Origin of the sequence: Mesorhizobium sp. B2-6-1 (assembly GCF_006440475.1) — a bacterium.
Lineage (GTDB): Bacteria > Pseudomonadota > Alphaproteobacteria > Rhizobiales > Rhizobiaceae > Mesorhizobium.
This window is the reverse complement of record NZ_VFUH01000018.1, coordinates 39,241-57,648: the sequence shown is the minus strand read 5'-3', so window position 1 is coordinate 57,648 and position 18,408 is coordinate 39,241. Positions and strand designations below refer to the sequence as shown.

Annotated in this window: 15 protein-coding genes; 1 reads left to right on the top strand and 14 read right to left on the bottom strand. The window is 61.5% G+C overall.

Annotation, left to right across the window (positions count from 1 at the left end; genetic code table 11):
* Positions 1-13: 13 nt before the first annotated feature.
* Both FJ443_RS27565 and FJ443_RS27560 read right to left on the bottom strand, forming a co-directional pair.
* Positions 14-952, bottom strand: a complete 939-nt coding sequence (locus FJ443_RS27565) for a proline/glycine betaine ABC transporter permease (RefSeq protein ID WP_140498487.1) — start codon at positions 950-952, stop codon at positions 14-16.
* Positions 953-954: 2 nt separating this feature from the next.
* Positions 955-2,148 carry a glycine betaine/L-proline ABC transporter ATP-binding protein gene (locus FJ443_RS27560; RefSeq protein WP_140525291.1) on the bottom strand — a complete coding sequence of 398 codons (1,194 nt, stop codon included), beginning with the start codon at positions 2,146-2,148 and terminating at the stop codon, positions 955-957.
* 221 nt (positions 2,149-2,369) lie between these two features.
* Between FJ443_RS27560 and FJ443_RS27555 the strand changes: the two genes are divergently transcribed.
* Positions 2,370-3,032 (top strand): cysteine hydrolase, encoded by a 663-nt coding sequence (locus tag FJ443_RS27555; protein WP_140581325.1) that lies wholly within the window; start codon positions 2,370-2,372, stop codon positions 3,030-3,032.
* On the opposite strand, the gene FJ443_RS27550 is transcribed toward FJ443_RS27555, so the two are convergent.
* The 12 genes from FJ443_RS27550 to FJ443_RS27495 all read right to left on the bottom strand — a co-directional run bounded on the left by FJ443_RS27550 (position 3,018) and on the right by FJ443_RS27495 (position 18,404).
* On the bottom strand, positions 3,018-3,332 hold the full coding sequence (locus FJ443_RS27550) for an NIPSNAP family protein (protein ID WP_140498490.1): 315 nt from the start codon (positions 3,330-3,332) through the stop codon (positions 3,018-3,020). The two genes, FJ443_RS27555 and FJ443_RS27550, sit on opposite strands and share 15 nt — an antisense overlap.
* 16 nt (positions 3,333-3,348) lie before the next feature.
* Positions 3,349-4,431, bottom strand: a complete 1,083-nt coding sequence (locus tag FJ443_RS27545) for an LLM class flavin-dependent oxidoreductase (protein WP_140498491.1) — start codon at positions 4,429-4,431, stop codon at positions 3,349-3,351.
* Positions 4,432-4,473: 42 nt separating this feature from the next.
* Positions 4,474-5,985: an aldehyde dehydrogenase gene (locus FJ443_RS27540; RefSeq protein ID WP_140581327.1), complete on the bottom strand. Its 1,512-nt coding sequence runs from the start codon at positions 5,983-5,985 to the stop codon at positions 4,474-4,476.
* Positions 5,986-5,989: 4 nt separating this feature from the next.
* Entirely contained in the window at positions 5,990-7,003 is a 1,014-nt protein-coding gene (locus tag FJ443_RS27535; RefSeq protein ID WP_140498492.1) for a flavin reductase, read from the bottom strand.
* Positions 7,004-7,115: 112 nt separating this feature from the next.
* Positions 7,116-8,990, bottom strand: a complete 1,875-nt coding sequence (locus tag FJ443_RS27530; RefSeq protein WP_140666409.1) for a helix-turn-helix domain-containing protein — start codon at positions 8,988-8,990, stop codon at positions 7,116-7,118.
* Between the two features lie 88 nt (positions 8,991-9,078).
* Positions 9,079-10,635: an aldehyde dehydrogenase family protein gene (locus FJ443_RS27525; protein ID WP_281405534.1), complete on the bottom strand. Its 1,557-nt coding sequence runs from the start codon at positions 10,633-10,635 to the stop codon at positions 9,079-9,081.
* 24 nt (positions 10,636-10,659) lie between these two features.
* Positions 10,660-12,408 (bottom strand): ABC transporter ATP-binding protein, encoded by a 1,749-nt coding sequence (locus FJ443_RS27520; RefSeq protein ID WP_140666408.1) that lies wholly within the window; start codon positions 12,406-12,408, stop codon positions 10,660-10,662.
* The gene (locus FJ443_RS27515) at positions 12,405-13,163 is read right to left on the bottom strand and encodes a hypothetical protein (RefSeq protein ID WP_140666407.1); all 759 of its coding nucleotides are present in this window, start codon (positions 13,161-13,163) and stop codon (positions 12,405-12,407) included. The genes FJ443_RS27520 and FJ443_RS27515 overlap by 4 nt, the downstream gene beginning before the upstream one ends.
* An 8-nt stretch (positions 13,164-13,171) precedes the next feature.
* Complete coding sequence (locus FJ443_RS27510) at positions 13,172-14,929, bottom strand: hypothetical protein (protein WP_140666406.1); 1,758 nt, start codon at positions 14,927-14,929, stop codon at positions 13,172-13,174.
* Between the two features lie 13 nt (positions 14,930-14,942).
* Positions 14,943-15,749 (bottom strand): ABC transporter permease, encoded by an 807-nt coding sequence (locus FJ443_RS27505; RefSeq protein WP_140666405.1) that lies wholly within the window; start codon positions 15,747-15,749, stop codon positions 14,943-14,945.
* 6 nt (positions 15,750-15,755) lie between these two features.
* Positions 15,756-16,697: an ABC transporter permease gene (locus tag FJ443_RS27500; protein WP_140513435.1), complete on the bottom strand. Its 942-nt coding sequence runs from the start codon at positions 16,695-16,697 to the stop codon at positions 15,756-15,758.
* Between the two features lie 195 nt (positions 16,698-16,892).
* A complete protein-coding gene (locus FJ443_RS27495) occupies positions 16,893-18,404 on the bottom strand; it encodes an ABC transporter substrate-binding protein (protein ID WP_181169851.1) in 1,512 nt (503 codons plus the stop codon).
* Positions 18,405-18,408: the final 4 nt, after the last annotated feature.

The following is an 18,408-nucleotide window of genomic DNA, read 5'->3' as shown; positions in this document are numbered from 1 at the left end:
ATCGAGACGGTGTTCAAACCTGCTGGTGGTTCGTTTCGAAACTCCCCGCTTCCTCATTTCTGGGACGCAGCAACTGAGCCAGGGCGGCCCGGATGCCCCGGGTTGGTCCGGCCTTGTCCTGGTTGGCCAGGCCCTGCGTGATGCGATCGAGGATCATGGCTAGCAGGACGATGGCGATGCCGCCGACGGCAGCCATGCCGACATCGAGACGTCCCAGCCCCTGCAGGACCACAAGTCCGAGCCCTTCGGCCCCGATCATGGATACGATCACCGACATGACCATAGCCATCAGTACTGTCTGGTTGAGGCCGCCCAGAATGGTTGGCAAGGCCAATGGAAGTTGGACTTCCCAGAGAAGTTGGCGATCGGTGGCACCGAAGGCCCGCCCCGCCTCGACCATCTCCTTGTCGACAAGACGAATCCCGAGATTGGTGAAGCGGATCAGCGGCGATATCGCCGCCACGATGACCGCGACTGCCCCAGGCACCGTTCCGACGCCGAACAGCATGACCACCGGGACCAGGTAGACGAAGCTGGGCGTCGTCTGCATGACATCGAGCACCGGCCGCACGATGGTCCAGGCGCGATCGTGGCGCGCGCACAGGATTCCGATTGGAATGCCAAGAATGACGCACACCACGATTGCCGTGGCGATGAGCGACAGGGTGGTAATCGCTTCCGCCCACAGGCCCATGAAGGCAATCAGGGTCAGCGAAAGCAGCGTGAATATAGCCACGCCACGCGATGCGGAGCGCCATGCGATGAGGGCAAAGATCCCGATCAGGATTGGAAACGGAATGGCATGGAGTCCATGGTCGATCGCGGTCAGAAGGGTCTCGACGGGCCACTTGATGGTCTGGAAAAGCGGCCGGAAATGCATTGCCAGCCAGCGGACGCCGACCTGGATCCACTGGTCCAGCGGGATGACATAGAGATTATCGACATCCAGCATGATCAGGCCTCCGCTCCCCGGGATTGCGAGGAAGCCGCCGCCGGAGCGCCAATGCGGGACAGGATCTGGAGTGGATCGACACGCCCCAAATATCGGCCGCCCTCGTCAACAACGGCTATCGGCCGGTCTCGATGGCACAGGCTGGCCACCACCGACAGCTTTTCCGTGCCGCATACCGTCTCATAGTCCTTGCTCATCAATGATTGGATCGCCGAACCATCGGCGAGGCGTGGCAACTGGCGTGGTCCGACGACACCCACGACCTGCATCGAATCGTCGACGATGAACACCGGTTCGCCATCGGCATCGCGGCCGCCGGACGCACGTCCGTCTAGCCGGAGCGGGCTGCTTTCCACCATCACGGAACTCGCATCGAACAGATGGGCCCGGTTGACGTCGCGGGTGAAGGCTGCGACGTAGTCATTGCCGGGCTTGGTCACGATGTCCTGCGGAACGCCTTCGCGCATCACCATTCCATCCGCCATGATGGCGACCCTGCTTCCGAGCTTCAGCGCCTCCTGGAAATCATGCGTGATGAACAGGATGGTCTTGTGGAAAGTCCTGTGCAGGCGCAGCAGTTCGTCCTGCATTTCGCTGCGGATGAGTGGGTCCAGCGCGCTGAAAGCCTCGTCCATGATCAGGACATCGGCATCCGTGGCGAGTGCGCGGGCCAATCCGACGCGCTGACGCATGCCGCCGCTCAGCGTACCGGGAAGATGATTTGCCCACGAAGCCAGCCCGACGACCTCCAGCACCTCCATCACCTTCTTCCTGCGCGCGGCGGCTGGCACACCGCGCAGTTTCAGGCCGAACTCGGCATTCTCCAACACAGTTCTGTTCGGCAACAGGCCGAAGTGCTGGAACACCATGGAGATACGCGTCCGGCGGATTTCGCGCAGCCGCGCTTCGCTGGCGCCGGTGATCTCCTCGCCATCGATAAGGATGCGCCCTGCATTCGGCTCGATGAGGCGATTGATGCATCGCGCAAGCGTCGACTTACCGGAGCCGGACAAGCCCATGATCATGTAAATCGAACCGACGGGAACGGACAGCGACACGTCGCTCAAGCCGACGACCTGCCCGGTCTTCTGGAGCACAGCTTCCTTTGTCTCGCCAGACTTCAGCATGGCCAAAGCCGATTCCGGCGATCTGCCGAAAATCTTGTACACGCCCTCGACCGTTATGCGATCCGTCACACCTGTCCTCCACTCCTGGCCTGGCGGACGATAGTCAGCACATTCCAGAGCCACGATCCCGATTAATGAAGATAGAACTGCACCCGCCGTCTTCCCCCGTTCGGCAGGATACCCGCGTAGCCCAGTGCTACGAAGGAAAGCATACGGCTCGCGGGTTCGATGGTATAGGCTCTCCGCTACCCGGATAGGTATAATCCGGGGCGCCCGTATGGAGAAACGGCGTGCTGGCTTCGCTTAAAAACCCTGCCCTCATGGTCGTGGACATGCAGAACGATTTCGTGCGCAGGCATGCGCCGATGGAGGTTGCATCCGCGCGCGAAACCATACCTTCGATCGGCAGACTCATTGCGGCGTTTCGCGGCAACGGCAAGCCGGTGGTATTCACGCGATACGTTGCCGACTCCCTGTATCAGGCCCTCGCCGGCAAGCTGACCTGGATCAAGCTGACCGATGCGCCGACCCATGCGTGCGTACCAGGCTTCATGCGCTCCTACGGCGATGTCGAGGGCATGCGGGATGCCGCGGAGGTGATTGACGAGCTTGCGCCACAGGATGGCGATATCGTGCTGGACAAGGTCTATTTCAGCGCCTTTCATGCCACGGATCTTGCCAAGACGCTCAAGCTGCTTGCGGTGGACGGTCTGGTATTCGTCGGCACGGTAGCGGAGATGTGCGTCGAAGATAGCTGCCGTCACGCCGTGCATTTCGGTTATCCCACGATTGTGGTGGAGGATGCTGTTTCTTCCAACCATCCGCCCAGCCGGCAGGCCATGCTCGATGCTTTCGCGCGCAACTACGGCTGGGTCATGACCACGGACCGGCTCCTGAATTCTTTCGCGGTCGGGCAAGCGGGAAGCGAGGTCTTGAACCTACCGCAGCGGTGAAAAATCGGTCGGGATCAGGATTCGGTTTTCCATCGTTTCGATATTCTCGGTGAGCTTGACGGTAAACGCCCGCCACGCGGGATCTTCGGCCAGCCGCTGACGCCGCTCGGCGCGGTCGTTCAGGTCGCTATAGCCCCATAGATGCACGACATGGTTGAGAGGTCCGATCTCGGTGCGGAAATAGCCGATCAGGTTCCCCAAGATCGGCTGCTGGATGGCAAGGCCTTCCTCGCTGATAAGCTGCATGTACCTGGCGAGACGGCCGGCCCTTATCTTGTAGATGCGTTCCTCGACAATCATGGCGTGACAGCTCCCATCAGGCGATCACCCGCGACTTTTCCCTGCCCGCTTCCTTCTCGCGCATCGCAAATACGGGCATCACTTCCTTGATGAACAGCGCCAGCGATTTCTTCTGCACCTCAAACGGCAGGTCGAAGGCGAGGCCGAGGCAGAACTGGTCTACGCCCGCCGCTTCATAGACCATCAGCTTTTCGACCACCTCGTCCGGGGTGCCGAAAAGGAGATTGTCGCGGATCGACCGCGGATCGTAGTCGCCGCTGTTGCCAACGGTGTCGTAAGAAACCGCTTCAGGAAAGCCGTTCTTCACCGTGCCGATGTTCTGGAACAGGTTCTCGAAGCTGCGCCCATATTGATAGCTGTAGCGAACCGGCAGTTCCCAGTCCTCGGGACGTTCATACACGCAAGTGCGGCGCAGCATCATGAACCGCGGTCTCGGCACTTCGGGATGATCCTGGACCGCCTTCTTGAACTTGTCGCCGAGAATGCCGATTTCCGCGACCGGCCGCGACAACGGCGTGGAGAGGATGTTGTGGCCATTGCGCACCGCCCAATCGAATGTGCCGGGGTCACGCGCCGCCACCCAGATGGGCGGGTTGGGTTGCTGCAAGGGCTTCGGCACCGAGGTTGCCAGCGGGAAGTGGTAATACTTACCCTCGTGGGCGTAGTCGCCTGCCCATAATTTCTGGACTGCCGGCAGCAGTTCCTGCATGTAGGCGCCGCCTTCCTGTTGCGGGATGCCTCCCGCCATACGGTCAAATTCATACTGATAGGCGCCGCGGGCGATGCCGAATTCCAGCCGCCCTCCCGTCAGGTGATCGCAAAGTGCGGCCTCTCCCGCGAGACGGATCGGGGTCCAGTACGGCGCGACGATGGTGGCGGTGCCAAGCCGGATCTGTTCGGTATGAGCTCCCCACCAGACCAGCAACTGGAACGGGCCGGGCGCGATCGTGAATTCAATCGTGTGATGCTCGGGCGACCAGGCGGTCTCGAAGCCGCCGGCATCGGCCATACGGACCAGTTCCAGCGTCTCAGCCGCCACCTGGCGCATATCCTTGTCGGGACTGAACCTCTCCATGTTCAGGGAAACGGAAAATTTCATGGCAATGACCTTTTCGAATATTAGGGAACCGTCGGATGAGCGTCAGCGCAACCGGATTACGAACGGGTCCTGCGTGGCGCCGGAGTAGTCGATGACGACATTCTTCAGGCGGGAGAACTCGCGCATAACCTCGAAGCCCCCGCGCTTGCCGTAACCGCTCTCCTTGAACCCGCCGGAGGGCGACATGTAAGCAGCAGAGCGATACGTATTGACCCAGACCGTGCCGGCATCAACGTTGCGCGCAAAGCGCAGCGCCCGGTCGATGTCGCGGGTCCAGACACCCGCCGCCAGCCCATACTGGGTGTCGTTGGCAAGCCCAATCAGCTCGCTTTCATTGTCGAACGACACGACGCCCACGACGGGCCCGAAAATTTCGTCGCGCATGAAGCGCATGTCGTTGCGCGCATCCGCCAGAACCGTGGGCTCGTAATACCAGCCGCCGGGGAGGTCGTCCCGCCGCGGCCGGTGGCCTCCGGCAACCAGCCGCGCGCCATCGGCGACGCCGTAGTCCACATACTGCTCGACCTTGTCGAGTTGGGCAGCGAGCGCCAGCGGACCGATTTCCGTGGCCTCATCGGTCGGATGGCCGATACGCACGCGCCTGGTACGATCCGCCAGCTTTTCTACGAATGCGGCATAGATGGATTTTTCGACGAAACAGCGCGAACCTGCGATACAGGTCTGCCCGGCAGCGGCGAACACGCCGGCAACCACGCCGTTCACCGCGCGCTCGATGTCGGTATCGGCGAATACGACATGAGGCGACTTGCCGCCCAGTTCCATCTGACACGAAACAAGTCGGCTGGCAGCGTTGGCGGCGATGCGGCGGCCGGTTGCCGTACTGCCCGTGAAGGCGATCTTGGCGACATCGGGATGCAAGGTCAGCGCTTCGCCCGCCGTGGCGCCCTTGCCGGTAACGACATTGAAAACGCCAGCCGGGAAGCCCGCTTTTGCAATCAGTTCGGCGAGGGCAAGGGTGGACGCGGAAGTATGCTCTGATGGCTTGACCACGACCGTATTGCCAATTGCCAGGCAGGGTGCGAGCGTGCCGGTCAGCAGCATCAGCGGTGAATTCCACGGCGAGATCATGCCCACCACGCCGATGGGCTCGCGCAGCGTGAAGTTCAGCATATCGAGCTTATTGACCGGTATGGTCTCGCCATGCAGCTTGTCGGCCATTCCGGCGAAATAGAGATAGCTGTCCGGCGCCGCGCGCAGTTGCACACGCATCTCTTTCAGAAGCTTGCCGTTGTCACGCGTCTCGATGGCCGCGAGTTCATCGGCGTGTTCCGCGATGAGATCGGCCAACCGGCGCAGCAGCTTGCCGCGATCCGTCTGCGTCAGCCTGCGCCAGGCCGGATCGTGAAACGCTCTTTTGGCTGCCTGCACGGCGGCGTCGACATCATCCGCCCCGGCGTCGGCAACCTCATACCAAGGCGCCGCGTTCGTCGGATCGTAGCTCGGCATGTAGCGGCCGGACCGCGGCGCGACGCGCTCCCCGGCAATCAAAAGATCCTGGCGCGATCCTTCGATCATTTTCAGCGTCAGGTCCATCATCTCATCCCTTCGCGGTTTCTCGGTCGCCGGCCAAGCCGTTAAGCGACCGCCACGGACGCGGGGCGCCGTCTATCATCGCCACCCGGCCGCCATCGCTGGAATCGACGTAGATCCCGAAGCGAGAGTCCGCGCGCTCATGCAGGTAACGGCGCAGCGTTGCGCGTATCTGCCTGATCGGAATGCTGTCCCAAGGCAGCTCTTCATGGGCAAAGAACCTCAGCGACGGCGACAAATCCGGAATTTCGCCGGGCGGGCCCGCGAGCGCGCCACGGTAAACGACATAACCGGGCTGCTGGTCGGCCACATCGAAGACCGAATAGAGAAACGCATCGCTGGTGAGCGGCGCAACCACGCCGCCGCCTTCGAAGCTGAGCATGTCGCCCGGCTTACGGTGCGTTGCCGTCGGCAGTTCCCAGCCTCCGGCGCCATCGTCGCGCAGCAGGATGCGGCCGTCATGCTCGACCAGGTAGCCGATGATCATGCGATGGGAAGGCGTCCAGCCAGGCGGCATCGGGTCTTCCACGCAGACATAGCGCCCCCGGCAAAACCCTAGCGGAGCGGCAGGGCTGGTGCCGAAAGCACGCACCCGGCCGATCAGGATCACATGGTCTCCCGCCTCGATACGGTCATGCACCGTGCAGTCGAACCAGGTAAGGCTGTCGGTGAGCACCGGCGAGCCCGTATGCACGGTAGTATGGGCTATCGTCTCGAACTTGGAGAGTGACTTCGAGGCGAAGAGGCTCGCCACCTCCTTCTGGCGCTCGTGCAGTACGTTGACGGCGAAGCCTTCGGCCGTGTTGAATGCCGGAAAGCTGCTGGCGCTCTTTCCTATGCAGACGAGCAGCAGCGGCGGCTCAAGGGAGACTGAGGTGAAGGAATTCGCAGTCATGCCGCGCGGCGAACCATCTTCGTCCCGCGTCGTCACCACCGTGATGCCCGTGACGAAGGTGCCGAACGTTCGCCGCAGTTCCACTGGATCGATCGTGCTCAGCTCTTTTTCCCTCTTGTCCGTCATGCGTCCTGCCTCTCCAGGAGGGTGGAAGGATAAAGGGACGTGAGAGAGGGTCTTCCTGCTCTACGCAGGAGAGGCGGCAGTCAGACTCCTAGGACACGAAGCAGAGACCGCATCAGACAGGTTGCTCCCGGGCAATGGTCTCGTTGAGGCGTATTGCCAGTTCAAGCGCGAACCGACGTTCGGGTGAATCGATCTCGATGCCAAACAGTTCCTGGATACGGTTCAGGCGATAACGAAGCGTAGTAACATGCAATTCCATCGCGTCCGCGCAGGCCTGGCTGCGGCAACCGTGCTCCAGAAAGACGGTCAGGGTCCTGATATAGTCCGTTGCATGCGCCTCGTCGTGACGCACGACCGCGCCAATGGCGATATCCACGAACGACCTCACTTCCTTGCTGTCGGCCGCCGAAAGCAGCAGCGGAAAAGGACCGAAGTCCTGGGGCGCAAGCAACCCGGTACGGTTGAAGCGGACGGCAAGACGGATCATGCGCTCGCATTCAAGCCATGCCTGGGGATAGTCGTGAATGCTCGAACAGGTCTTACCCGCCACGATGATCGGCTTGGTGCCGATCAGCCACTGCGTTTCCTCGATCAGCTTGCGCACAAACGTCTTGACCACCGTGTCCGCGTCGCGGGGCGCGTCGGGAATGCGGCACAGAATGATCTCGCCCAATGCGGCGGCGGTCGCCTGCGGCGCCAATTGGCCGGCGAGCCGCATGATGGCGCGGTGCAGTTCGGGTATGGTCTTGCCCTTTTCCGGCACAGTTTCCGGGAGGCCGATCGCGACCAGCCTGGCGGTGGCGTTTACGTCAATGCCGAGCCGGCGCGCCCGCGCCGTCAAATCGTCCACGTTGCGCCAGTTGCCGGAAACGATTTCCATGAACAATTCGCTGGAAGTCTGCGATTCCGTCTGGAACCGTAAATGGCTGCGCATCAACTGGACGCTGAGCGCGAACCGAGCGCTCTGAAGAAGAAGATGATCGAGGTCGCCGAAATTGGCGTCGAGCGAAAACACGATCAGCGCCCCTACCGTCTTGCCATCCACGACCAACGGCTCCACCGCCGCCGGCAGGTTGAGGTGATGGCCGCCGCAGTTCAGGTACAGCTTGCGCATTTCAAGCCCGGCCTGGTCCGAGATATCGCGAGCAAGACGGAGAAACTGGCGGCTCATGCAATCGTCCATCTCCTCGCGCCAGCGGTCGGTGTCGATGAGGTCCGGCTTGGGCGAACGTCCGGCAACGACCAGGTTGGCAGTCAGATCCACCACGACGATTGCGTTCGGCAGGAAGGTTTCGACCATGGAAGCCGCGGATGCGACGGAACCGTCCGACAGGACCTGGTGCATCAGGGAGGAATGCGCGGCAAGTGCGTTTTGGAGTTGCGCGGCGGCAGCATGTTCCGCCCTTAGCCTGTGGGCCTTGTCCACGGCTATGGCGCCCAGATGGACGATCGTCTGCAGGAATGCGAGATCGGCCGCTGACAGATCGACAACGTCGCGCGACTGCACCGACAAGACCATCGCGCGGTCTTCCATGTCCCGGCAGCCCAGAGGCAAAACCACGACAGTGCGATAACCGCGCTGGATTGCCTCTTCCCGATAGCCCGGAAATTCGATGCTCTCCTGGGCATCGCGAATGATCACCGGATCATTGCGGGTCAACGCGATGAGGGATGGACTTGTCGCCAGCGTCCAGCGGTTGCGATAGGACTTCGTCAACTGGCTAGGATCATGCCGGGTCACGACCACAGCATTGCCATCCGCCTGATCGATGCTCATCACCGCCGCCATCGACCAGGCATCGTGCTGGCATGCCGCATCGACAAGGTGCTGCAGCGTTGTCTCGAGGTCGACGCTGGAATTGATGAGGCTGGTCACGTCGCGCAGGACGCGTGACAGCGGGCGATCCAAAGCGCTCAACAGAACCTCGCTGCTTGCCGGTACTCGATCGTTACATAGCCTTCCTGGTCGATGGCGCGCCACAGTCATATTCGTTACCGGGGGTCATGCCGCCGCCATATGGCCGGCATGGATAGGATCGACCTTGCCGGCTGTTCGCGAAAGGTTTGGCAGGCCTTCAAAGCGACATGATGACCGACTTGGTCTCCGTATAAAGGTTCAGCCCTTCCTGTCCCCGTTCCCTGCCCCAGCCGGATTGCTTGAAGCCGCCGGTGGGTATCGCCGCGTCCACCGAGCCGTGTACGTTGACCCCGATCCGGCCCGCGCGAATTCGCCGTACCATCTTGTGGGCGACGCTCAGGTCCCGCGTCCAGACGCTGCCAGCTAGTCCGAAGATGCTGTCATTCGCCTGCCGCGCGATCTGTTCCAGGTCGTCGTCATCGAAGCTCATGGCGCACAGGACAGGACCGAAAATCTCTTCCTGCACCACCGCCATGTCGGGTCGGGTATCGGTCAGCACCGTCGGCGCAATGAAGTTGCCTTCATTGCCTATCCGCGTGCCGCCAAACGCCACCGTTGCACCGGCGCTCCTGCCCTGCTCGATATAGCTCATGACGCGGTCGCACTGGACCGGGGAAATGACCGGCCCCATCTGGACGCCTTCGCTGAGGCCATGACCAACGCGGATGTTCCCCGCCCGCTGGCCGATCCCATCCACGATCTGGTCGAACACCTTCTTGTGGGCGAACAGCCGCGATCCTGCGGTGCAGACCTGGCCGCTATTGGCAAAAATGCCCTGCGTGACACCGGGAATGGCAACCGACATGTCAGCATCGGGAAAGACGATGACGGGCGACTTCCCTCCCAATTCGAGCGACACTTTCTTCAAATTGCCCGCGGCAGCCTTGACGATGATGCGGCCGACCTCACTGGAACCCGTAAAGGCAACCTTGTCGATCTGGGGGTGCGAGGCTATCGCTGCGCCCGCCGTAGGTCCAAAACCGGTCACGATATTGATCACGCCGGCGGGAATGCCGGCCTCCTGGACCAGTTCACCGAAGCGCAGCGCCGTCAGCGGCGTCTGCTCCGCCGGCTTGAGCACGATCGTGCAGCCGGTGGCCAGCGCCGGAGCTACCTTCCAGGCCAGCATGAGCAGTGGCGCATTCCACGGAATGATCTGCCCGACGACACCGACCGGCTCGCGCACCGTGAAGGCATGGTACTTGTCCGGCGCAGAGATCGAAATGGTTTCCCCTGTGATCTTGGTCGCCCAGCCCGCCATGTAGCGGAACATATCCACGCTGAGCGCGACGTCGGAATTCCGGGCATTGGCAAGCGGCTTGCCATTGTTGAGAACCTCCAGTTCGGCCAGTTCATCGGCGTTCTGTTCCAGCAGATCCGCCAGTTTCCAGATGAGACGTCCACGTTCGCTGGGCGTGATGCGGCTCCATGGGCCTTCTTCAAAGGCCCGCCGCGCAGCTTTGACGGCATTGTCGATATCGGCGGCGTCGCCCTCCGGAACCTGTGCAATTATGCGTCCCGTGCCCGGATCATATGTGTCGAAAATCTTCCCGGACTGAGCCGGCACCCATTTTCCATCGATAAGGAGTTTTTTCTCCTGGCGTAAAAAGGAAGCCGCCTTCTCTCCAATTCGGAACTGATCAGCATGTGTGTTCATCGAATTCTCCATGGGTATCGGGAAGCGCCTTGCCCGGGTTCGTTCAAGGGCGTCCATCTGAAGCGCCCTCGTTAAAGCTTGTCACTCGATCACGAAGTGGTCGGGTCCGACCGCGCGAGGCTGCCGCTTCGGCGGAATGAAATCGAGCGGCCGCACGGGAGACGGCAATTCCGTCACCGGCTTGCCGATCAAGCGGTGCCTGTCCGCGGCCGGCTCTGGGTTCGGCACCGCTGCCATCAGCTTCTGGGTATAGGGATGTTTCGGATTCCCTATCACCTCGCGGCTGGGCCCGATCTCCACGATCTCGCCAAGATACATGACCGCCACGCGGTGGCTGACACGTTCGACAATGGCCATGTCGTGACTGATGAAGAGGTAGGACAACCGCAGGTCCTCCTGCAACTCAAGCAGCAGGTCGATCACCTGCGCCTTTACCGAAACGTCGAGCGCCGAGACGGCCTCGTCGGCTATAATGACCTTCGGGTCGAGCATCAGGGTCCGCGCAATGCAGATTCGCTGACGCTGTCCGCCGGAAAACTCGTGCGGAAGACGGGTGATCATCGACGGTTCGAGGCCGACACGCTCCAGAAGATGTTTCGCCTTGTCCAGGGCCTTGGCCCTGGTCGCCAACCCATGGCATAGCAGGGGCTCCGCCAGGATCGCACCGACGTTTTGCTTCGGGTCCAGGGAACTGAAAGGATCCTGGAAGATCATCTGCACATTGCGCCGGAGATCCGAAAGATCGGACCTGTTGTCGCGCCGCACCGTGCGTCCGTCGAAGACCACCTCGCCGGAATCCGGAGGATTGAGAAACAGGATGCTGCGTCCGGTCGTCGACTTGCCGCAGCCGGATTCGCCAACCAGCGACAGCGTTTCTCCAGGCATGATGTCGAAGCTCAGACCCTCGACGGCATGGAGACGCCCCACCTTGCGACGCATCGCCCCGCCACGCACGTCGAACCGGGTCACCAGCTTGCGCACGCTCAAAACCGGCTTCGGCACAGCATCCTTGGCGGGCGCGCGGTAGGAGCGGGCGACGCCTTGCCCCAGGCGGGGGACCGCGTCGATCAGCATCCTCGTATAGTCCTCGCGCGGACGCTCGAAAACGTCCTTTACTGCTCCCGTCTCCACCACGCGTCCCTTGTGCATGACCATGACGCGGTCGGCGATGTTGGCCACTACGCCCATGTCATGCGTGATGAACAGGATCGCGGTGCCGGTATCGCGCTGGACCTCGTTCAGGAGATCGAGGATTTGCGCCTGTATCGTCACGTCGAGCGCTGTTGTCGGCTCGTCGGCGATAAGCAGCTTCGGCGAGCACGCCAATGCGATGGCGATCATGATCCGCTGCCGCATCCCCCCGGAGAACATGTGAGGATAGTCATTGAACCGCCGCCGCGCGTCAGGAATGCGAACGCGGTCGAAAAGCCGGATGCCCTCCTCCCGCGCCTCGGCATCGCTTAAGGGTCGATGCTGGCGCAGCATTTCCTTGATTTGGGTGCTGACCTGCAGAACCGGGTTCAGGCTCATCATCGGTTCTTGGAAGATCATGCTGGCAATGCCGCCACGCACCCGCCGCAATGTCGATGTCGACGCCCCCACCACTTGCTGGCCATCCACGATGACCGAACCGGTCACTTGAGTATTGCCGGAAGGCAGTCCCATGATCGTCATGGAGGTGACGCTCTTGCCGGACCCCGACTCGCCGACAAGCGCCAGCGTCTCGCCAGCATGGATGGCCAGATCGACATCATGCACCACCTGATGCTTGCCGAAAGCGACGTTGAGGCCTTTTACCTCGACCACTGGATCGGATTTCCGTTCACTCATGAGTTTGGCGCCGGTGCAACAGTGAAGCCCGCCTGCGAGCGAGAGCGCTCCGAAGTTGGAGCCCAGGTGAGCATTTCGAGCGCGTACAGCGCATCCAGCGTCTCGCGCGACAGGGGAATGCCCTTCTGGTGCGCCATGGCGATCTTTTCCCGAGGCCGAACGGCAACGTGCCCGGACGCCTTCAGTTCAGGCCTGCGGGCGCTGACCATGAGAAGCGCGCAGCCCGGCGTCAGCCCGGCGGCGTCGATCGATTCCAGAACCGCCGTGTCCTCACCGAGGAGCGCCGCCAGGGCATCCCGGCCCCGGCCCGAATAAAGCACACCCCGTGCGTCGGGGTCAGCCAACAGCCAGTCGAAGGTTCCATCCCTGGCGATGATGCCGATAGAGGAGAGATTGTAGTCCATCGCACCGACCAGCGTGGCCGGAACAAGCGACAGCTCGGTCGCCGCCAATATCCGGCACATTTCCCATTTGGCGCCGCCTGCATGCGCGGCGAGAGCATCGATCGCGGCAGGTCCCGTTTCCAGAAATGAAACGCCGGCGGCGTCCAGCATCGTGAGCCCGTTCGATTTCCGGTAGCGGAAGCCATGGGAGGGCCGCGGTCCCGCCTGGCGAATTTCCTCCAGAATAGCCGGATCGAGCGCCGCACCTGTTGCGACGAGATGAGCGCCCCGGTCAGCGGTTCCGAACGCGTAGCCCAGCGCCCTGAGCGACCACGGCAGGACGCGAGTCAGTTCGGAATAGGCAACAAACATGCTCGTGCTCACAGGGCGACCTCATTCTCATGCTTGCGAACCCGGGAACCCGGCCTGTCAGGCTCGAGGAATTCCGAAGGCAGCGGCTGGTCTTGGAAGAAAGTGCCCCGCACATAGCGGATGCTGAGCGGCGTCGAGCCGCGAATGCCCAGCGACGCAAGGAAAAACCGTATGAGATCGGCGGGGACGAAATCGCGATGCGCGAGCGGATCGCGTATTTCCGCATAGGGCAGGCCATCGAGATATTGCACGCGCGAAATGGCGTAATGCAGGTCCGGATGGTCGAGAACGACGTCGCCGGCGCGCTCCTTGTCACCACGGCTGACCAGCACCGCCGCCAGCCTCTGGATCAATCCGATATGATCGATGAAGGATTCGAAACGCTCGTGCGGGTCGATGACCCGCTCGCCGCGCCTTTGTTCGCCATTGTCGATCGAATGGTACCAGAAGTGCTGATGGGTTTCGGCAAGCGTGCGGTCGGCGGTGAGAGCCCAGACGTAGTTCCTGCGCAGGATCTCGCGCAATTCAGCGACCGTCATTGCTGGCTGCAATTGCCGCTTGCGGGCTGCGCCGATCTGGAAATAGGGCGCGATGGCGTCACAAAAGTCCGGTACCACGTCGAGAAGTACGCTGTGGAACTGCTCACTGGTCTCGCCATCCATGACTTCTGCGACGTGCGCAGCAACGTCGCCCCAGCACCGAAACTGTCCTTCGCGCAGGCTTGCCGATATGCGTGTCAGGTTCTCGATGATGGTTTCGTTGGCCACCACGTAGTCCTGCGTCTGTGGGTCGGTCTGCGCATAGATGCGGATGGTGCTCTCTATCGAGCCGCGGACAACTGAAATGCTTCCCGCATCGACCGGCAGGCTTTTTGCGTAGCCAAGAGCCGCCTCGCGTACGGTCACCCATGTGGCGACCCAATGCGGCCAGCGCTGGAGGGCAACGCACATGCCCTGGCCTGAGGAGTTGCCTATTCCAAGCCCGCGCGCGATCGAAATGTCGAGCTGCGCTGCGTCCGGATTGCGCCGCCGCGCCACGGCATTGACGAGATCGATGGAGACGAGCCGCACCAGGTAGATGGCGAAGATATCCGCAAAGAACGGGTGCGCCAGCGGATGCCCCTCGGGAATGCCCGGATAGGAAACCGTGCCATTCCGGCCGCTGCTTTGAAAGCCACCGTTCCGCATGAGATAGGCGATGCCGAGCTCGGGGGCGGGCTGTTCGCCGCGGGACAGTGCTTCGACTACGGCGTCGAAATGCCGGCTGCTGCGATTGGCCGGGGTCCAGCCGACCACATCCGAATCCGTACGCATCTGGCCTTCAGCCTTGATGTCGAATGTTTCAAATTCCCGCTCGATACGCTGTTGGCTGGCAAGATTGACGAAGAGCGCGCCGAACATGTCACGGTCCGCGCCATCGGAGCGGCGTCCGACTTTTTCGATTCCGTCCCATGGATATGCTCGGGCAATATAGGAGAAGGAATGGCCTTCCGCGTCGATCCGGTAGACGAATCTCGCCGCGCCGTCATCGCCGCATTCCGCCGAGATCATCCTTATCTGCCAGCGTTCGCGAACGATCCTGCGCAACAACATGTCGGCAAAACTGACGCGCGAAGCCTTGAAGCAGCGAAGGTTCTCCACACGCATCAGAACATCCGCCGGCCGCATCCATCGCCGCGCTTTCAGGGCACCTTCCCGGCCGGCAAACTCCTGCAGGCGTTGTTCTATGAATGCCGGCAGCGGCGGCTCGATCTGGTTAGACGTCATTTCCCTGTTCCAATCAGCGATCATTGCGGGACGCGGCCTCGTTTATGCTCGACCCGACAAGATAAAATGTGAAAACTGTAAGGGCGACGGCAGCGCCCGGCCCGAGGCTGAGCAGCGGCAGGATCGGCAGGAACATCGAACCGTCGCGTACCATGCCGCCCCAGTCCGGAGCCGGCGGAGGAACGCCCAGCCCCAGGAAGCTGAGGCTTGCGGAGGTGAAGATCGCGAAGGCCACATTGATTGCGAACTGCGCCCACACCACGCGCATCGTGTTTGGCATGATATGATGGCGGATGATCCAGAAAGAGCTTGCGCCCGTGGCGCGCGCAGCTTCCACGAAGACCATTTCCCGGACGACGAAGACCTGACCACGAACCAGCCGGGCGACCGTCGGCGCGGTGACGACACCCAGCGTGACCGCCAGGTTGACCACCGATGGCCCGAGCATCGCGGTGATGATCAATGCGAGAACGAGCCCCGGCAAGGCGATGAAAATGTCGATGATCTGGACGAGGACAAAATCGATCCAGCCACGGAAAAATCCGGCGATCAGGCCAATGGGGGCGCCGATCAGCACAGCCACTATGGCCGCCGAAGCGCCCACCTGCAGTGAAACCCTTGTTCCGTAGATGACGCGCGACAGCACGTCCCGGCCAAGTTGATCCGTGCCAAGGATGTTTTCAGCCGAAGGCGGGCCGAGGACGTTTACCGTCGTGGCGGTCGGGTGCAGGGGCGCGATCAAGGGCGCGAACACCGCGATCAAAGTGATGATCACCAGAAGCGTCAGGCCAAGGACCAATCGGAATGGAAGTTTTCTCATTGGATGCTAAGCCGATGTTCGCACGAGCGGATTGACGAGGCTGTAGGTCACGTCCGCCACAAGGTTGAGGATCATCACGCCGACGATGATCACCATTCCAACCGACAGCATGACAGGAAAATCCCGGGACGAGATCGCTTCCACCAGAAGCCGGCCCATGCCCGGCATCGAAAAGACGGTTTCGGTGACGACCGCGCCGCCAACCAGTTGTCCAAGCGAAAGACCGGCATAGGTGATCAAGGGCAATATGCTGTTGGGCAGAATGTGCCGGTAGGAAATGCGCGCCTCGGACAGCCCCTTCGAACGCGCGGCCTGGATGTAGAGGCTGCCTTTCACCGACTGGTATTCGGCTTTGTAGACGAGCGTGAAGGAGCTGAAATAAAAGGTCGTAAGCGTGATGACGGGCAAGATCATGTGGATGAGATGCTGCCCGGCGCCCCGTGACCACGGCGACCATCCGGTCGTCGGTAGCCAGCGGAGTTGAACCGAAAACAGGTAGATCAGCAGCAGTCCGAGAAAGAAATTCGGTACGGTGATGCCGACGATGCTGACGGCGGCGGTGAGCCGGTCCACCAGCTTTTTCATGAACGTCGCCGAATTGATCAGCGTGGCGCCCAGGAAAGCGATGAGGATTGCCCAGGATGCCAGCTCAAGCGTTAGAGGAAGGGCATCCGCGATCATTTGCGCGACAGGCTGTTGGGTGGAATAAGACCGGCCCAGGTCGCCCGACAATGCGGCGCTGATCCAGTTCCAGTAACGCGACAGAATGGGCTGGTCGAAGCCTAGCTTCGCGTTGAGTTCGGCGATCGATTGGGGGGATGCGTTCTCGCCCAGCATGATCGCCGCCGGCGTCCCCAGAAAGGACGTCACCGACGTGAACAGCAGAAACGTCAGAACGATAACGTTCGGAACCATGATCGCTATGCGGGAAAGTACAAGCGCAAGCATGCCGGCCTCAGTTCATCGCGAAGGATTGAAGAAACGCCTCCGGGGCGCCCGTCCCGCAAAGCGGGCGGTTGGGCACATCCGATGGGCGGCGGTCATAATGGCGATCAAGTTCCTCTACCGGTTGCAGGCGGGACCAGGTCCCACCCGCGCCAGAGGCCGCGGCGCGCCGCGCCGCGCCGCGGCAAAGCATGAAGATCAGGCCTGCGTTTTCCAGACGTAACGGAACCGCGGGATCTCGTCCGGCATCGGAGCGAACCCTTTGACGGTGTTGCGCATGGCGTTGAATTCGACGCTGAACCCGACGGGCATGTAAGGCAGATCGGCAGAAATCTGACGCTGGATCTTTTCGTACAATTCCTTGCGGCGCGCCTGATCGGAAATTACCCGCGCTTCATCGATCCATTTGTCCACTTGGTCATTCTTGTACCCCGTGGAGTTCGCGGTGCCTTTGCTGGAGAAGAGATAGTGGATCAGGCCGTCGGGATCCGCCCGTTGCGTCCAGCGCATCGGCGTGAAGCGTATCTCGCCTGAGACCGCCTTTGCGTAGTAGTCGCTTTGGGGGACCGGCTCGAGCTCAATGTTGAGGCCGATCGCGTCGAGGTCTTCCTTGGCAAGTTCGGCAAAGCGTCGCAGCGTATCGCCGCTTGGCGCCGCAAGCTTGATGGTGGTGCCCTTCAGGCCGGAATCAGCCACGATCTTGCGCGCCTTTTCCGGATCGTATTCGTAGTGCACCAGATCGGTTGGGGTCCACCACAGGCCGTCTGGCGTGAAGCTGTCGGAAATCTTGCCTTGCCCCGCCCATATGATCTGGTTGATGCGGTCGCGGTTGAGGCCATGCGCGATGGCCTGGCGCAGTTCCGGCTTGTTATATGGCTCGGCGTCCCACCGCCACTGGTAGGAATACCAGACGCCACCCTTCGACGGCACAAGCTCGATGTCCGGGCTGGCCTTGGAAAGGCGCGTATCCAACGGATCAAGCTGGCTTATGAAATCCAGTTCACCGATGGCCATGCGCTGAATGCCGACGACGTTCGTCGGAATGTCATGGAAGGTAATGCCGTCGAGATATGGCATTCCCTTCTGCCAATAGCTGTCGTTCTTGGTGAGCGCGATGCGCGACCCGCGGACCCATTCGCCGAAAACGAACGGACCGGTCCCGACAGGATTGGAACCGACGTCGCTGCCGTATTTCTTGGCCGCAGCTGGCGAAGCCATCAGCCCTGCGCGGTCGGCAAACAGCGCCAGCAGCGGCGGATAAGGTTCCTTCATGTCGATGGCGACGGTGAATTCGTCCAGCACTTCGACATTCTTGACGCCTTCCAGCAACTTGAGCTGCGATGAGTTGCCTTTCGGATCGAGACGTGCATCAAGGTTCCATTTCACGGCCTCGGCGTTGAACGGTGTGCCGTCATGGAACTTCACGCCTTCCTGCAGCTTCAGGACCACGCGCTTGCCGTCGTCCGAAAACTCCCAGCTTTTCGCCAGGGCAGGCTTCAGGGAGAAGTCCGCCTCGGTCTCGAGAAGCGTATCGAATATCAGGAAAAGGATCTGCCGCTCGGTCCATTGCGACGACTGAAGCGGGTCGAGCGTGCGGACGTCGCTGATGAAGCCGACGTTGAGCGTGCCGCCGGTGACCGGCTGGGTATCTTGAGCCAGCGCTACCGCCGGCAAAGAGGCCACGATTGCGAAGCCGCTGACGGCGGCCATAAAT

Bases quoted from the DNA above. Each gene is read 5' to 3' on its own strand.
- FJ443_RS27520 (WP_140666408.1), bottom strand. From the start codon at position 12,408: ATGAGTGAACGGAAATCCGATCCAGTGGTCGAGGTAAAAGGCCTCAAC.
- FJ443_RS27530 (WP_140666409.1), bottom strand. From the start codon at position 8,990: ATGACTGTGGCGCGCCATCGACCAGGAAGGCTATGTAACGATCGAGTA.
- FJ443_RS27540 (WP_140581327.1), bottom strand. From the start codon at position 5,985: ATGGACCTGACGCTGAAAATGATCGAAGGATCGCGCCAGGATCTTTTG.
- FJ443_RS27505 (WP_140666405.1), bottom strand. From the start codon at position 15,749: ATGAGAAAACTTCCATTCCGATTGGTCCTTGGCCTGACGCTTCTGGTG.
- FJ443_RS27565 (WP_140498487.1), bottom strand. From the start codon at position 952: ATGCTGGATGTCGATAATCTCTATGTCATCCCGCTGGACCAGTGGATC.
- FJ443_RS27515 (WP_140666407.1), bottom strand. From the start codon at position 13,163: ATGTTTGTTGCCTATTCCGAACTGACTCGCGTCCTGCCGTGGTCGCTC.
- FJ443_RS27510 (WP_140666406.1), bottom strand. From the start codon at position 14,929: ATGACGTCTAACCAGATCGAGCCGCCGCTGCCGGCATTCATAGAACAA.
- FJ443_RS27525 (WP_281405534.1), bottom strand. From the start codon at position 10,635: ATGGACGCCCTTGAACGAACCCGGGCAAGGCGCTTCCCGATACCCATG.
- FJ443_RS27545 (WP_140498491.1), bottom strand. From the start codon at position 4,431: ATGAAATTTTCCGTTTCCCTGAACATGGAGAGGTTCAGTCCCGACAAG.
- FJ443_RS27535 (WP_140498492.1), bottom strand. From the start codon at position 7,003: ATGACGGACAAGAGGGAAAAAGAGCTGAGCACGATCGATCCAGTGGAA.
- FJ443_RS27500 (WP_140513435.1), bottom strand. From the start codon at position 16,697: ATGCTTGCGCTTGTACTTTCCCGCATAGCGATCATGGTTCCGAACGTT.
- FJ443_RS27550 (WP_140498490.1), bottom strand. From the start codon at position 3,332: ATGATTGTCGAGGAACGCATCTACAAGATAAGGGCCGGCCGTCTCGCC.
- FJ443_RS27495 (WP_181169851.1), bottom strand. From the start codon at position 18,404: ATGGCCGCCGTCAGCGGCTTCGCAATCGTGGCCTCTTTGCCGGCGGTA.